Source organism: Enterobacter sp. WP_7_1 (genome assembly GCF_003688535.1).
GTDB classification, from domain to species: domain Bacteria; phylum Pseudomonadota; class Gammaproteobacteria; order Enterobacterales; family Enterobacteriaceae; genus Enterobacter; species Enterobacter asburiae.
The window spans coordinates 601,607-615,917 of the sequence record NZ_REFK01000002.1 but is presented as its reverse complement, the minus strand read 5'-3'; the positions used below and the strand labels follow the sequence as shown (position 1 = coordinate 615,917).

17 protein-coding genes are annotated in these 14,311 nt (G+C 51.6%); 5 read left to right on the top strand and 12 right to left on the bottom strand.

The genetic code is table 11. The annotated features are described in order from the left end of the window. Positions 1–38: 38 nt before the first annotated feature. Positions 39–263: a DUF2594 family protein gene (locus BJ885_RS12200; RefSeq protein WP_008500345.1), complete on the top strand. Its 225-nt coding sequence runs from the start codon at positions 39–41 to the stop codon at positions 261–263. 66 nt (positions 264–329) lie between these two features. On the opposite strand, the gene sdiA is transcribed toward BJ885_RS12200, so the two are convergent. The 9 genes from sdiA to BJ885_RS12155 all read right to left on the bottom strand — a co-directional run bounded on the left by sdiA (position 330) and on the right by BJ885_RS12155 (position 8,240). Then, complete coding sequence (gene sdiA, locus BJ885_RS12195) at positions 330–1,052, bottom strand: transcriptional regulator SdiA (RefSeq protein ID WP_047647425.1); 723 nt, start codon at positions 1,050–1,052, stop codon at positions 330–332. A 221-nt stretch (positions 1,053–1,273) separates the two neighbouring features. Further along, on the bottom strand, positions 1,274–2,026 hold the full coding sequence (gene tcyN, locus BJ885_RS12190; protein WP_023336161.1) for an L-cystine ABC transporter ATP-binding protein TcyN: 753 nt from the start codon (positions 2,024–2,026) through the stop codon (positions 1,274–1,276). Continuing rightward, entirely contained in the window at positions 2,023–2,691 is a 669-nt protein-coding gene (gene tcyL, locus BJ885_RS12185; RefSeq protein ID WP_014884380.1) for a cystine ABC transporter permease, read from the bottom strand. The genes tcyN and tcyL overlap by 4 nt, the downstream gene beginning before the upstream one ends. A gap of 21 nt (positions 2,692–2,712) precedes the next feature. Further along, positions 2,713–3,699: a D-cysteine desulfhydrase gene (gene dcyD, locus BJ885_RS12180; RefSeq protein ID WP_121932030.1), complete on the bottom strand. Its 987-nt coding sequence runs from the start codon at positions 3,697–3,699 to the stop codon at positions 2,713–2,715. 106 nt (positions 3,700–3,805) lie between these two features. Then, positions 3,806–4,606: a cystine ABC transporter substrate-binding protein gene (tcyJ, locus tag BJ885_RS12175; protein WP_023336163.1), complete on the bottom strand. Its 801-nt coding sequence runs from the start codon at positions 4,604–4,606 to the stop codon at positions 3,806–3,808. An 86-nt stretch (positions 4,607–4,692) separates the two neighbouring features. Further along, the gene (fliZ, locus tag BJ885_RS12170) at positions 4,693–5,244 is read right to left on the bottom strand and encodes a flagella biosynthesis regulatory protein FliZ (RefSeq protein WP_008500339.1); all 552 of its coding nucleotides are present in this window, start codon (positions 5,242–5,244) and stop codon (positions 4,693–4,695) included. A 54-nt stretch (positions 5,245–5,298) separates the two neighbouring features. Continuing rightward, a complete protein-coding gene (locus tag BJ885_RS12165; RefSeq protein WP_014170714.1) occupies positions 5,299–6,018 on the bottom strand; it encodes an RNA polymerase sigma factor FliA in 720 nt (239 codons plus the stop codon). Positions 6,019–6,147: 129 nt separating this feature from the next. Beyond that, complete coding sequence (gene fliB / locus BJ885_RS12160) at positions 6,148–7,353, bottom strand: flagellin lysine-N-methylase (RefSeq protein WP_121932029.1); 1,206 nt, start codon at positions 7,351–7,353, stop codon at positions 6,148–6,150. Positions 7,354–7,415: 62 nt separating this feature from the next. Next, on the bottom strand, positions 7,416–8,240 hold the full coding sequence (locus BJ885_RS12155; protein WP_047061121.1) for a flagellin: 825 nt from the start codon (positions 8,238–8,240) through the stop codon (positions 7,416–7,418). Positions 8,241–8,640: 400 nt separating this feature from the next. Here BJ885_RS12155 and fliD point away from each other — a divergent pair, with 400 nt between their 5' ends. The 4 genes from fliD to amyA are packed head-to-tail and all read left to right on the top strand — an operon-like array spanning position 8,641 to position 12,410. Beyond that, complete coding sequence (gene fliD, locus BJ885_RS12150) at positions 8,641–10,065, top strand: flagellar filament capping protein FliD (protein WP_047647422.1); 1,425 nt, start codon at positions 8,641–8,643, stop codon at positions 10,063–10,065. A gap of 21 nt (positions 10,066–10,086) precedes the next feature. Beyond that, positions 10,087–10,491, top strand: a complete 405-nt coding sequence (fliS, locus tag BJ885_RS12145) for a flagellar export chaperone FliS (RefSeq protein WP_023312296.1) — start codon at positions 10,087–10,089, stop codon at positions 10,489–10,491. A 5-nt stretch (positions 10,492–10,496) separates the two neighbouring features. Beyond that, positions 10,497–10,871 carry a flagella biosynthesis regulatory protein FliT gene (gene fliT, locus BJ885_RS12140; RefSeq protein WP_023312297.1) on the top strand — a complete coding sequence of 125 codons (375 nt, stop codon included), beginning with the start codon at positions 10,497–10,499 and terminating at the stop codon, positions 10,869–10,871. Between the two features lie 51 nt (positions 10,872–10,922). Continuing rightward, positions 10,923–12,410 (top strand): alpha-amylase, encoded by a 1,488-nt coding sequence (gene amyA / locus BJ885_RS12135; RefSeq protein ID WP_121932102.1) that lies wholly within the window; start codon positions 10,923–10,925, stop codon positions 12,408–12,410. Positions 12,411–12,512: 102 nt separating this feature from the next. On the opposite strand, the gene yedD is transcribed toward amyA, so the two are convergent. The 3 genes from yedD to fliE all read right to left on the bottom strand — a co-directional run bounded on the left by yedD (position 12,513) and on the right by fliE (position 14,166). Then, positions 12,513–12,926 (bottom strand): lipoprotein YedD, encoded by a 414-nt coding sequence (gene yedD, locus BJ885_RS12130; protein ID WP_121932028.1) that lies wholly within the window; start codon positions 12,924–12,926, stop codon positions 12,513–12,515. A 173-nt stretch (positions 12,927–13,099) separates the two neighbouring features. After that, complete coding sequence (locus tag BJ885_RS12125; RefSeq protein ID WP_121932027.1) at positions 13,100–13,612, bottom strand: DUF4823 domain-containing protein; 513 nt, start codon at positions 13,610–13,612, stop codon at positions 13,100–13,102. A 239-nt stretch (positions 13,613–13,851) separates the two neighbouring features. Further along, entirely contained in the window at positions 13,852–14,166 is a 315-nt protein-coding gene (gene fliE, locus BJ885_RS12120; RefSeq protein WP_008500329.1) for a flagellar hook-basal body complex protein FliE, read from the bottom strand. Between the last annotated feature and the right edge of the window lie 145 nt (positions 14,167–14,311).

Here is a 14,311-nt window from a genome sequence, read left to right as displayed (position 1 = left end):
CGTCGCGCTTTAGCGCCGTTTAATAATGAGGAAAATAAATGAGCACACCTGAATTTGCCACTGCGGAGAATAACCAGGAACTGGCACAGGAAGTAAACTGCCTGAAAGCATTGCTAACGCTGATGCTGCAGGCGATGGGCCAGGCGGATGCCGGTCGTGTGATCATTAAAATGGAAAAACAAATCGCGGAGATGGAAGACCAGGCTGAATCTGCGGTATTTGCTAACACCGTCAAGCAAATCAAACAAGCCTACCGCCAGTAACAAAAAACGGCTGGATGCAGTGCATTCAGCCGTTTGTTCGTCTGTCACGCAGAACGTATTATCCTGTCAGATCAGTCCCGTTGCCGCCGCGTAACACGCAATCTGGGTTTTGTTAGGCGCATTGAATTTCTTCTGCATATTTTTCTGATGGAAATTAACGGTATTCTCAGAGATAGAGAGAATGATCGCTATTTCCGCTGACGTCTTCCCTTCCGCAGTCCATTTCAGAATTTCGCGCTCGCGTTTGCTGAATTTCATTTCGGGTGGCATAACCATCCCATCTTCGAAACGCATCAGAGAAGTTAAGGCCATTTGCACCAGCATTTGCAGCCGCAGTTCTATTTCCTCACGGGCAAAAGGCCCTTCCTGTACACTAGTACGAGAAACAGACAGGAAGCCAAGCGCATGATTAGGCAGCATCAGGCACTGCGTTATTCCCGCGCGTAAACCGTGGTCCTGGGCGCTATGCCATAATTCCTGCGCCTCTGCAAATAATGCGTCTGTCCAGGGCAAATGACCCTGGATGAAATTTTCCGCTTTTAAAACCGGATCGATAGCGAAATAGTTCGCGGATTGATATTGCGCCATCCACGGCTTTGGATAAGTGGTCTGCAAAGAGATTTTAGGGCGCGTAAAGGGCACGGGATGCCGCACGCAGAGCGCGTAATAATCGAATTCCAGCATCTGAGTTTGCCGCTCTAGTTCCCGATATACCTCATCGGTACTCGTCAATTCCTGAAACCGGAGTGAGCAATCCCGTCGCCAGGTGAAAAAGTCTGAATCCTTCATACTTACTAAATGAAGCCTCTGAAAAGATAATCATTATTATGGTGAATATAACCTAACACATAAATCTTTTTTCTAACTACAAAATATCGGCATTAGCACAATTAACTTTACTATTGATAAGGTTTATCCGGGCCGGATGGAATAAAAAAGCAAACGACTGCCCCCGAAGGGAGAATAATTTGCTCCAGCCTAAATTTCTGGAGCAAATTAGTGCAAAAATTCTACTGCATAAGGAATTTTTCAAGGAACTGACGGGTTCTCGGCTGTTGAGGGTTAGCGAACAGGCTTTTCGCCGGCCCCTGCTCCACAATCCGCCCCTGATCCATGAAGATGGCTCTGTCAGCAACATCGCGTGCAAAGCTCATTTCATGCGTCACGATCACCATCGTCCGTTTTTCCTGCGCCAGCTGGCGAATGGTGTTCAGCACCTCACCCACCAGTTCCGGATCGAGCGCAGAGGTCGGTTCATCAAAAAGGATCACGTCCGGGCGCATAGCCAGCGCGCGTGCTATCGCCACGCGCTGCTGTTGCCCTCCCGACAGACGGCGCGGATAGCTGGTCTCTTTCCCCGCCAGCCCGACTTTAGCGAGCAGTTCGCGCGCGCGCGCCGTCGCGTCCTCTTTCGATTCACCTTTTACAATGACCGGTCCTTCAATAATGTTCTCCAGCACCGTACGGTGCGGGAAGAGATTAAAGTTCTGGAAAACGAAGCCGACATGCTGGCGCAGGCGGCGAATTAACCCTTTCTGCTGGCTAATGGATTTCCCGGTATCAATCGTTATCTCCCCTACCCGAATGGTGCCGCCTTCCGGCTGTTCAAGCAGGTTAATACTGCGCAGCAGCGTCGTTTTTCCCGAACCGCTTGGTCCGATAATCGCCACCACTTCACCCTGCTCTACTTCAAGATCGATCCCGTGGAGCACCGTTTGACCGTGGAATTTTTTCACCAGGTTTTTGACGTCGATAGCACTCATTTTGGATCACGCTCCTGCCGGTTAAGCTGGTTTTCGAAGTAGTTTTGCAGAGCAGACAGCACCGTCGCCATCACCCAGTAAATCAGCGAGGCGGCCAGATACATGGTAAAGACTTCAAGCGTGCGCGAAGTAATGAGCTGCGCCTGACGGAACAGTTCCGGTACCTGAATCGTTGCCGCCAGGGACGTATCTTTCACCAGGCTAATGAAGCTGTTGCTCAGCGGTGGAAGCGCCACGCGTGCCGCCTGCGGCAGAATGGCCCGACGCAGCGTCTGCCATGGCGTCATCCCGATACTGGCTGCCGCCTCCCACTGCCCTTTGTCAATGGAGGAGATCGCCGCTCGCAGGGTTTCTGACGTGTACGCCGCGGTATTGAGCGACAGACCAATCATCGCTGCGGGGATCGGATCCAGCTCGATACCAAACTGCGGCAAGCCGTAGTAGATCATAAAGAGCTGGGCGATAAGCGGCGTGCCGCGAAATACAGAGATATAAAAGCGCGCCAGCCAGCGTACCGGCAGGATGGGTGACATGCGCATTAATGCCAGCACAAATCCCAGCACCAGCCCGAAGAACATCCCGCCGATACTGAGCTGTAACGTAAATACCGCACCTTTCAGCAGATACGGCAGAGAATCAATAACCAGTTGAATACTTTCTTGCATTATTATTTTTCGACCTGATTTTTAGACATGAGGATGGTAGGCAAACAGCGCAGGCGCCCCGCCGGTATGGACAAATAAAATCGGCCCTTCATCCTTAAAGCGTTTCTGCGCAATGCCATCAATCAGTCCGGCCATCGCTTTGCCGGTATAGACCGGATCGAGCAGTATCCCCTCGAGGCGCGCCAGCAGCTTCACCACTTCCATGCCCTCTTCGTTAGGCGTGCCGTAACCCGGCGCAAAATAGTCATCCCAGAGCAGAATATCGGCCTTTGCCTTAAGCTCCAGCTGCTCGGCTACAGCCTGCTGTAAAGTGACCACTTTCGGCTTCTGCTCGGCGACGCTGCGGGACACCGTCACGCCAATCAGCTCGACGTCCGGCAGCAGTTGTTCCAGCCCCACCGCCAGCCCGGCATGCGTGCCGGCACTGCCGGACGCGACAACCACGGAGGAGAGACTTACCGCGCCTTCGCACTGCTGCGCGATTTCCAGCGCACTCTCCACATACCCCAGCGCGCCCATCGCGTTCGAACCGCCGACGGGGACAACGTAGGGGCGGAACCCCTGCGCTTCCAGACGCGTCGCCAGCTCGTCGAGCTGGGCGGTCGGGTCGGTCAATGCCTCCACCATTTCGACCTGCACGTTAAACAGGTCCAGCAGCAGGCGGTTGCCGTTGGTGAGATAGTTTTCTGCCCGCGTGCCAATCGGGTTTTCCAGCAATGCCACGCAGTGGAGCCCGAGCTTTGCCGCCACTGCCGCCGTCTGACGAACGTGGTTTGACTGGATAGCCCCGGCGGTAATGAGCGTATCCGCGCCTTCGCGCAGTGCATCAGCCGCCAGAAACTCCAGCTTGCGCAGCTTATTGCCCCCCATCGCCATCGGCGTCACGTCGTCACGCTTTATAAAAATATCGCGCCCTAAATAATCAGAAAATCGTGGCAGATACTCCAGCGGCGTCGGCGCGCCGATGAACTCCAGGCGGGGAAAGCGCGTTAAATTCTGTAGTGACATGGGTTCTCCGGTAACTCTGACAAAATGTGATATTTTTCATTATGCACGCAGACGTGAAAGAAATAAAAAAGGCGCTTTTAAAAGCGCCTTTTTTTACGGCAGAAACTTATTTCGTGACGTCTGCACCGAACCACTTCTCGGAGAGCGCTTTCAGGCTACCGTCTTTTTGCATGTCAGCAATCGCGGAATCAATCGCTTTGACCAGGTCTTCGTTACCTTTACGAACGGCAACGCCTGATTCCTGACGAGAGAACGCATCACCCGCTACCGCCAGGGTATTGTTGGTTTTCTTCACCAGATCCAGCGCGGCCAGGCGGTCAACCAGAATGGCGTCGATACGGCCCACGCGCAGATCCTGGTATTTCGTCGGGTCATCATCATAGGTGCGGATATCCACGCCCTGCACGTTCTGGCGCAGCCACTCTTCGTAGTTGGTACCCAGACCGACACCGACTTTCTTCCCTTTCAGGTCCGCGGCAGTTTTAATTCCGCCTTCGTTGCCTTTCTTCACCAGCGCCTGAATACCGGACACGGTGTACGGCGTAGAGAAGTCATATTTCTTCTTACGCTCGTCAGAAATGGTTACCTGATTAATCACCACATCAATACGTTTGGAATCCAGCGACGCCAGCATACCGTCCCATTTGGTCGGTTTCAGCGACGCTTTAACACCGAGGTGCTTCGCCAGCTCTTCAGCAAACTCCACTTCGAAACCGGTCAGCTTACCGTCATCGCCCTGGAAGCTGAACGGAGGATAGGTTCCTTCCAGCCCGACCAGCAGCGTACCGCGCTCTTTTACTTTATTCAGCAGGTTTTCTGCGGCGAACGTTTTCACGCTCATACCCGCAACCAGCGCAACGGCCATAACACCCATCAGCGCCTGACGACCCAGAAGTGCAAATTTCATAAATACCCCGATATAGTGGAATTTTTACGTAGTGTAGAGAAATCGCCTGCAACGTCAAAGGCGACTGCGCTACATCTTATTCTTTTTTAATATATATCAGAAGTTGTTCCGGCGTGGGCTTTCTGCTTTATGGCACCCGGCATTTGTACCTTGTACTGCGCATACTTGCGCAGCGCAATTCGGTAGTTGTTGGTGCTGGTCGCAGGCAGCCACGGCTCGAGATTTTCATCCAGATAACCGGTTTTCAGCAGATCGCGAGAAATATTGTTTACGGTCAGATGTTGCCCAAGGCGGCGCAGGCGAACGACATATTCGCGAACGGTGCCGTGGCTCATCTCCGTTTGTTCAAACAGGAACTGCTTGAAGCCGATAATATCGAAGAAGTCGCTTTGCTCTTTGCAGTGGAGATCCCCACAGAAACGGCAAAGCGCCACCCACTCTTTTTGCTCTTCGAGCCATGCTGCTTCGTCCATCAACGTGTCGAGACGCGAAATCGCAATCTTATTAACGATTTCGCCCCGGCGAACCAGCGTGATACGATCGAGTAACTTGTTACAGTGGGCGCAATGCGTCTGGCTGTGTTTAAAGTCTTTCAGGTAGCGGCTTAAAGGCCGTCTTTTAGATTGCTGCACCGTCATGATAACTCCTGGTTGTCAATACGTTGTGCGGCATTTTTAAGGTGAATCAATCACCTATAACTTACCCAGCTTGGTTCGTAAGCGTTTAATGGCCTGGCTGTGCAGCTGGCTCACCCGCGACTCTCCCACCTCCAGAACAGCGCCAATCTCTTTGAGATTAAGCTCTTCCTGGTAATAAAGGGTCAATACCAGCTGTTCGCGTTCAGGCAGAGCTTCAATAGCCTCCATGACGCGCTGGCGTAAATTCCCTTCCATTAAATGGTGTAACGGGTTTTCCTGCTGGTGCTCGTCCGTCACCAGCTCGATGCTATCGCCATGCTCTTCGCGCCACTCGTCATAAGAGAAGAGTTGGCTATTATTGGTATCGAGCAACATCTGACGATACTCTTCAACAGCAATGCCAAGACGTTCCGCCACTTCGGTTTCCGTTGCGTTACGTCCCAGTTCCTGTTCCAGCTGCCCCATCGCATGCGCCACTTCGCGCGCGTTGCGGCGAACACTGCGCGGCACCCAGTCGCGGCTGCGCAGCTCGTCCAGCATCGCACCACGAATACGCTGAACTGCGTAAGTCGTAAATGCCGTTCCTTGCAGAGCGTCGTATCGGTCAACTGCATTTAATAACCCGATACCGCCCGCCTGTAGCAGATCGTCGAGTTCCACGCTCGCCGGCAAGCGCACCTGGAGGCGCAATGCTTCGTGACGCACCAGCGGGACATAACGCTGCCACAGCGAGTGTTTATCCATTACACCTTCAGCGGTATAGAGTGAATTCACGATAAACAGCCCTGCGTTAGTTGAGTTATCGGCATGATTATCCGATTCTGCAGGGCGTTCAATTGGATGAAAAAGGGGGATAAAGTGAGGTTATTCTGAGGTTGCCCACAACAGGGGCAACTTTTCTGGCTAAATTAACAGTTGTAACAATGAAAGATCGTCGCCCAGTTTGACGCTATCTATATGTTGATGAAAGAGCTTTCCCGCTTCCTGATTATGCTGGCTAAGGGAGTGGAAGCTGTAAATAACATCAATAATATTATCTTGTTCAATTTTCCCCGCCACGATCGCCTGACCGGCAAGTAACGTTTTAAGGAAATAGAACTCCGCAACGATTAAATAAAGGTTATTCAACATGCTGCGGCCATTGTTCTGCGGGAAGCCCTGCTCCCACAGTTTGTATTTAAAAAAGTTCTTGAATAAATGGTCATGGGTCGCCAGGTAACTGCCCGCCACATCGCGCCAGACGGACTCGATGTTCTCCATGACCTTCTCTGCCGGCACGGTGTCACCCGCAGACTCAAACTGTTGATAAAGCTGAGAAAAATAACGGTTCAACACGGCGCCGCCGCGGCTGGCTGTTTTCTTCGTAAAGAAACTCTGGATGAGCGAAATTAATGCGAATTTCAGTCTGTAGTTCTGATTAAATCCGCCTAATTCCGTTTTGATTTTACCGCTCACCAGTTCGTTAACCAGCGAGAAATAGACCGTTTCGAGCGTGCTGATATTCTCTTCGAGATTATCGAGCTTTTCAGCCACCATGAGGAATTTCACCACGGCGTAAACCTGTTCTTCAACGCTGACCGCCTCAACGCTGAAAATATTCTGGCAGAAGAGATTGATGACCTTTACCTTCAAATCAATCATCGGCGCATTATTGACGTCCTGCTGGACGCTGATGGATTCCATTATCGACATAGACTCTCGATCGTTCAACAGAAGTCGGGTCACTTCCGGACACGAGAGGTTCAGCGATTTTTCGATTTCATTTTTATAGACCCGGTTTGTCCGCGGGAACGACGAACAGGTTGGGCTTAATGCCTGGGCGCCCATGGCGCTATGAATAGAACAGAGTTTTTCCGTATCCATAAACGGGCAGTTTTTACTTTCCGTATGGAAAATCACTTCGCCCCAGTTGCCATACTGTTTTTTGGTGACTTTTATCGCCGTTTTCGCCGTATCACGAATGGCGGCATTTTTACTGTTCAGGTAGCGGTTAACGGAAGATTTATCAAACGCGATGGTCCAGCCCTGACAACAATGTTCACGGCATTCCCCACCGACACATGAAAAATCTGCGACCAGCTTTGGTTGAGTGACACTGATTTGTTTCACAGGCGGATTCTCAAATAGCAGAGATAAAAAAACCCCGCCGAAGCGGGGTTTCACGCGTAAAATTAACGCAGCAGAGACAGAACGGTCTGTGGAACCTGGTTTGCCTGAGACAGAACAGAAGTACCAGCCTGCTGCAGGATCTGCGCGCGGGACATGTTGGAAACTTCAGTTGCGTAGTCAGCGTCCTGGATACGGGACTGAGCAGCAGACAGGTTGTTAGAGGTGTTGTTCAGGTTGTTGATTGCAGAAGTGAAACGGTTCTGCACAGCACCCAGACCGGAACGAGCGGTATCAACTTTAGCGATAGCTTTGTCGATGGTGTCCAGGTCGGTAGCGGTCATTGCTTTCAGATCGATTGCGTTCACGCCCAGAGTGGTGGTGTCTGCTTTAGCACCGCTCAGGTCCAGATCGATAGTGTCGCCGTCGTTTACGCCAACCTGAATTTTAACTTTACCAGCAGTACCAGCAGTGCCGTCCAGCAGTTTGATGCCGTTGAAGTCAGTTTTGCCCGCAACACGGTTGATTTCAGCCAGACGAGCGGTAACTTCATCCTGCAGAGAGGCCAGGTCAGAGGTGCTGTTGGTGCCGTTGCTTGCCTGAACAGCCAGTTCACGAACACGCTGCAAGTTGTTGTTGATTTCGTTCAGAGAACCTTCAGCAGTCTGCGCCATGGAGATACCGTCGTTGGCGTTACGTGCTGCCTGAGTCATGCCTTTGATCTGGGAGGTCATGCGGTTTGCAATCGCCTGGCCAGCAGCATCGTCTTTCGCGCTGTTAATACGCAGACCTGAAGACAGACGCTCGATAGCAGTACCCAGAGAAGACTGAGATTTGTTCAGGTTGTTCTGAGTGGTCAGGGACATCAGGTTAGTATTGATAACTGCCATAATTTTGTTTCCTTCAAAAATTGGGTTTTAGGTCCGGTGCCTAACACTCACAGCGTCTCTCACCGTCAACAAGGTTATCGACGGGTCCCCAAAAGACTTTAGAATCAATTTTGAAAAAATTATAACCCACTGATTATTGATGATTTTATTTTTAAAAAATCAATTAAGGTCTGCCAGAGGCTTATTATTTACGCTTTTTTAACGCTCAAAGAGATGACAAAAAAGGCACACACTTTTTCATGTTTTCAATGCGCTGATAATGACACTAAAGTGCAATCCTTTCATTTACCCCGCCAGGACGCGTCTATTCTTTGGATTATTTTTTTCTCATCATCGTAAACTTTTACTTTAAGAGGCCGATAAGAGTCCTGAACTACTTTCGTATTTAAGGAAAATATGCATGGCTACTATCAGTAACCTCGGGATAGGTTCTGCAGGACTCGGGGATTTATATAATCAGTTGGAAGCGGCAGAGAAAACCAAGCTGACGACGATTACTTCCCAGCAATCAACGTATAACGCACAGTTAAGCGCTTACGGCAAACTGCAGAGCGCCATGACATCGCTGCAGACTGCCACCGCTGCACTGGGTAAAGCAACCACCTGGAACTCAACGTCCGTTAGCAGCACCAACACGGCCTTTACCGCCACGACAACGGCTGACGCGTCCGTGGGTTCCTTTGTTGTCAACGTTAACCAGGTTGCAAAGGCGCAGGCACTCACTACCGGCTCTTATGCAAACAACACGGATCTGCTGGGCGATACGACAGGTACAACGCGTAAAATCACCATCACCCAGCCAGGTACCAAAACGCCTTTAGAGGTCACCCTGGCGGATGGCGATACGTCTCTGGCCGGGATCGCGAGCGCCATTAATAAAGCGAACGGCAACGTCACCGCCAGCGTCATTAAAGCGAAAGACGGTGATTACCGCCTGATGCTGTCATCTAAAACCACCGGTACGGATGGTGCGATGACCATCAACGTTACCGGCGACGCCAAGCTGCAAAGCGCCATTGGCTACGATTCAACCACCAAAACGGGCGCGCTGACGGTGAACACCGACGCGCAGAACGCGATTGTGGTGGTGAACAACATCTCCATCGAGCGCCAGTCGAATACCATTACCGATGCGCTGCCTGGGGTGACCTTCTCGGTGAAGGCCGAGAGCAAAGCTGATGAAACCCTTGAGGTTTCACGCGCAACGGATGCGAACCAGAAGGCGATCACCGACTGGGTCACGGCGTACAACTCGCTGCAGTCCACCATTAACAGCCTGACGAAGTATGTTCCGGTTGATGCAGGCGCCGGCAGCCAGTCTACCAGCAACGGTGCGCTGGTCGGTGATGCGAACGTGCGCGGGGTTCAGTCCCAGCTGCGCGGCCTGCTGACCGAAGTGCAGACCGGCTCCATTCAGATCATGGCCCAGCTGGGGATCACCCAGGACCCGGTGAAAGGCGCGGACGGTACCGTCGGTAACCTGAAAGTCGACACCGATAAGCTGAAAAAAGCGCTGACCGACAACCCGAACGCCGTACAGCAGTATTTTGTCGGTGACGGAAAGAAAACCGGTATGGCGACCCAGATGAACAACACGCTGACCACCATGCTCAGCACCAGTACCGGCAGCGCCGGGGTGATCCAGAACGCGAAAGACGGGATCAACAAAACGCTGAAAACGCTGGGTGAACGTTACGATGCCATGGATGCTCAAATTGAAGCCACCATGGCGCGTTACAAAACCCAGTTCACCAGTCTGGACGTATTAGTCACCAAAATGACCAGTACAGCCAACTACCTGACCCAACAGTTCTCACAAAAGTAGTCGTAGCCTTCAGGAGTGGATATGTATAAGACCTCTGGTGTTCAATCCTATCAGCAGATAGGAGTAGAAAGCGCAGTCATGAATGCCAGTCCACACCAGCTGATTGTCATGTTGTTCGACGGGGCGCATAGCGCCCTTGTTCGCGCGCGTTTGTTCATGGAAGCCGGACAAATTCGTGAGAAAGGCGAAGCCTTATCCAAAGCCATCAACATCATCGACAACGGTTTGAAAGCAGGACTGAACATGGAGGTTGAGAGCGAATTGTCCGGTAATCTTGCCTCCTTGTACGAATATATGGTTCGACGTTTGTTGCTGGCGAATGTCAGTAACGACGTAGACGCAATTGTTGAAGTCGAGGGTTTATTAAACAACATTGCGGATGCGTGGAAGCAAATCGGCCCCAATGCGTCCTCTATTTCAGGATAATTTTGATGAATAATCCCAGCGCAGCGCTTAGCCACTGGCAGGCGCTACATGCACAGAGCATTGCTATGCTAAATCTCGCACATTCTGGTCAATGGGATGCGCTTATCGAGCAGGAAATGCATTACGTTCAACTGGTGGAAAAGATTTCTCAAACGCCCATCATGTCATGCCCTCCGGCTCAGGTTGAGCAAGCGCGTGCGCTGCTGGAAATGATCCTTGAAAATGAGAATGCGCTAAAGGCACTGCTGAAAGTCCGCATGGACGAACTGCGCAATCTGATTGATCAAACCGGTAAACAGCAATCCATCACGTCTACCTATGGAAAGCTGTCAGGGAATATTCTTTATCCAGAAAGTTTTACCCGCGACACACAACTATGATTTCTTCATCCATACTCCAGAAGTCTGCCAATGGCTTCTGGAGCAAGGATGATGAAAAACCCCACCCTGTTACAATGTTTTCACTGGTACTACCCTGCTGGCGGTGAATTGTGGCGAGAGGTCACGGCGTTAGCTCCCAATCTTAACGAAATCGGCATCAACATGATCTGGCTGCCGCCAGCCTGTAAAGGGGCATCCGGCGGGTATTCCGTCGGCTATGACACCTATGACCTGTTCGATCTTGGTGAGTTTGACCAGAAAGGCAGTATCGCCACGAAATACGGCGACAAGGCGCAGCTGCTGGAGGCCATAGATGCCCTCAAAAGCAACGACATTGCCGTGCTGCTGGACGTGGTGGTCAACCACAAAATGGGCGCCGATGAAAAAGAGCCCGTGCGCGTTCAGCGCGTGAACGAACAGGACCGCACGCAAATCGATGACGAGGTCATTGAATGCGAAGCCTGGACTCGCTACACCTTCCCCGTCCGGGCCGGGCAGTACTCACAGTTTATCTGGGACTACAAATGCTTCAGCGGCGTCGACCACATTGAAAACCCCGATGAAGACGGCATCTTTAAAATCGTCAACGACTACACCGGCGAAGGCTGGAACGATCAGGTTGATGATGAGATGGGTAACTTCGATTATCTGATGGGCGAAAATATCGATTTTCGCAATCACGCCGTGACCGAAGAGATCAAATACTGGGCCCGCTGGGTCATGGAACAGACGGGCTGCGACGGTTTTCGTCTGGACGCCGTCAAGCATATTCCCGCCTGGTTTTACAAAGAGTGGATTGAGCACGTCCAGGAAGTCGCCGACCAGCCGCTGTTTATCGTGGCGGAATACTGGTCCCATGAGGTGGATAAACTTCAGGCCTATATTGACCAGGTCGAAGGCAAAACCATGCTGTTTGATGCCCCCCTGCAGATGAAATTCCACGAGGCGTCACGTCAGGGCCGGGATTACGACATGAGCCAAATCTTCACCGGCACCCTGGTAGAAGCCGATCCGTTTCATGCGGTCACCCTCGTCGCGAACCATGACACCCAGCCTTTGCAGGCGCTTGAAGCACCGGTCGAAGCCTGGTTTAAACCGCTGGCCTACGCGCTGATCCTGCTGCGGGAAAATGGCGTGCCGAGCGTCTTTTATCCGGATCTCTTCGGCGCCAGCTATGACGACGCGGGAGGAGACGGTGAAACGTACCATATTGATATGCCGGTGATTGAGCAGCTTCACGAGCTGATCCTCGCGCGCCAGCGTTTTGCCCACGGCGTGCAAACGCTGTTTTTCGACCATCCAAACTGCATCGCCTTCAGCCGCAGCGGCACCGATGACGATCCCGGCTGCGTGGTGGTGATGTCGAACGGGGATGATGGTGAAAAAGTGATTTGTCTTGGGGAAAACTACGGCAACAAAACGTGGCGGGATTTTCTCGGCAATCGCGAAGAAACCATCACCACTGCGGCGGATGGCGAAGGGACGTTTACCTGTAATGGAGGGAGCGTCAGCGTTTGGGTAATAGAGGATGCGTTGTAGAACGGGAAACGTGCGGCCTGATGCCCTCACCCCGTCCCTCTCCCACAGGGAGAGGGCGCAAACACCAAAAACGGCAACGAGGTTGCCGTTTTGCGTTTACCCTCAGGGCAGCTTACTCTCCAGCGGATTCTTGCTCAGATAATCGGCACACTCAACCGTTGGGCGTTCGACCTTCTGCAGCTCCAGCCCGTCATACTCAAGCGTCGAGCCATCGCGCTCCAGCGGATAGATATCCAGCTTACGCGTCACGTTGTAATAACTGTCTGAACGCAGCATGATTTTACCCGGCACGGCAATCACGCGCTGCCACTGACGGCAGTCCAGCGTATCGCCCTCTTCCGTCACCACCAGCGTGGCAATCGCCTTCGGGCTGACCATGTTGCTCTGCGGCCCTTTCGACTGCCAGTATCCCGCCAGATGCGCCGGGACAGGATGCTTGATCACGTCGTTATAGTTATCGACCTGAACGCACCCGGTCAGTGCCAGCAGCGCGCCAGCAATTGCTATTTTTTTCATCATCTTTCCTGCATTCGAAGAAAAAAATATTGTGGCATTAAAGCGCTGCGGCTGCCAGCGAAGATCGACAGGTCTTAAACTATAACTATCACGTACTCTCCTGAGGCTCCTGTATACCACGTACAGACAAAAACCCCGGTTATATGGGGTTTCGCAAGGAATCTGAAGGATAACTAATACAGGCTAGAGACGAACGTGTTTATCGGCTCCGGCAACAAATCCTGGGGATGATCGCCACCGAAGGTAGCCCACTTGCTTTTGCCGTTGATAATGGTCGATGCAACCCGATTATTGGATTCAGCATTATAAACAGTGATTTTCACTTCAATCTTGTCAGGAATGCCAGACCACTCAGTTGCGCGATCTTCCCAATGCAGTATCTGCGGAACCACATAATATCCGCGGCTGATTGAATGGTTAGCTTTCAGACATGTAACATCATCACAGTCAGCAAAAACAGTAACATTATCGGAATGCCGTAAAAATGCCGCTTTTACAGCGTCGGCCGTTGCTCTGCCAGAACCTGAATATGTGTGAGTCTCATAAACGCCATCAGTTGGCTGAGAAATCACAACCGAGACATCTTTTACCAGGTGCTCTGTACGCTCCTGAATATTATTTGTGCTGTATTTAGCGGAACAACCTGCCAGTAAAATTGCGGAAGAAACCAGAAACGCTCTTTTCACTTTTCTATCCCTGTAAAATAAAGGAGTTACATTTTATCAGGGCAGTCCCGGTGAAACATAAATCTGCATCATGAAGACGTAACATAACGCGAGATATGAACCAGAGAGTTCGGTTCTGAAAGGCAAATGAACAGATGAGGCACCTGTCCAGAACCAAAACGAAGAGGATTTGCCCCGCTCATGCCCCACATAGTGGGTAGGGGCGGTTATTAATTATAAATATCATTAGGTTAGTTAACCTAAACCTGCATCCCCATGACTTCCTGATACGCCGACACAAGCTTGTTACGCACCTGGATCCCCATCTGCAGGGAAACCGAGGCTTTTTGCAAATCGGTCATCACATCATTCAGCGCCACGCCCGGCTCACCGAGGGTGAACTTTTCTGCCTGAGTGCGCGCGGCGGTCTGGGTATCACTGATACGGTCAAGAGCGGCATGCAGTTGCCCTGCGAAGCTGATGCTCGGCTGCTGATCTGCCACATTCTGATTACGGGCCGTCATCGCCGTTGCCTGCAACTGACTGATTACCCCTTCAATGCCCTGTATAGCCATGACTCTCCCCTGGATGGTTTTTTACGCGGTCAAGACTAACAGCTTGTCAATAAGATAATGGCGGTAAATAGCGTGAAAAAACCAGGTTATTTGACGCATAGAAAATCACGAATCATCAAATAATGGCAGGGCCATCAATATGGAA

Excerpts from the sequence above, each read along its gene's own strand:
- fliE (WP_008500329.1), bottom strand. The coding sequence starts at position 14,166 with ATGGCTATACAGGGCATTGAAGGGGTAATCAGTCAGTTGCAGGCAACG.
- amyA (WP_121932102.1), top strand. The coding sequence starts at position 10,923 with ATGAAAAACCCCACCCTGTTACAATGTTTTCACTGGTACTACCCTGCT.
- fliD (WP_047647422.1), top strand. The coding sequence starts at position 8,641 with ATGGCTACTATCAGTAACCTCGGGATAGGTTCTGCAGGACTCGGGGAT.
- tcyN (WP_023336161.1), bottom strand. The coding sequence starts at position 2,026 with ATGAGTGCTATCGACGTCAAAAACCTGGTGAAAAAATTCCACGGTCAA.
- fliT (WP_023312297.1), top strand. The coding sequence starts at position 10,497 with ATGAATAATCCCAGCGCAGCGCTTAGCCACTGGCAGGCGCTACATGCA.
- yedD (WP_121932028.1), bottom strand. The coding sequence starts at position 12,926 with ATGAAAAAAATAGCAATTGCTGGCGCGCTGCTGGCACTGACCGGGTGC.
- tcyJ (WP_023336163.1), bottom strand. The coding sequence starts at position 4,606 with ATGAAATTTGCACTTCTGGGTCGTCAGGCGCTGATGGGTGTTATGGCC.
- BJ885_RS12155 (WP_047061121.1), bottom strand. The coding sequence starts at position 8,240 with ATGGCAGTTATCAATACTAACCTGATGTCCCTGACCACTCAGAACAAC.
- BJ885_RS12200 (WP_008500345.1), top strand. The coding sequence starts at position 39 with ATGAGCACACCTGAATTTGCCACTGCGGAGAATAACCAGGAACTGGCA.
- fliS (WP_023312296.1), top strand. The coding sequence starts at position 10,087 with ATGTATAAGACCTCTGGTGTTCAATCCTATCAGCAGATAGGAGTAGAA.
- tcyL (WP_014884380.1), bottom strand. The coding sequence starts at position 2,691 with ATGCAAGAAAGTATTCAACTGGTTATTGATTCTCTGCCGTATCTGCTG.
- fliZ (WP_008500339.1), bottom strand. The coding sequence starts at position 5,244 with ATGACGGTGCAGCAATCTAAAAGACGGCCTTTAAGCCGCTACCTGAAA.
- dcyD (WP_121932030.1), bottom strand. The coding sequence starts at position 3,699 with ATGTCACTACAGAATTTAACGCGCTTTCCCCGCCTGGAGTTCATCGGC.
- sdiA (WP_047647425.1), bottom strand. The coding sequence starts at position 1,052 with ATGAAGGATTCAGACTTTTTCACCTGGCGACGGGATTGCTCACTCCGG.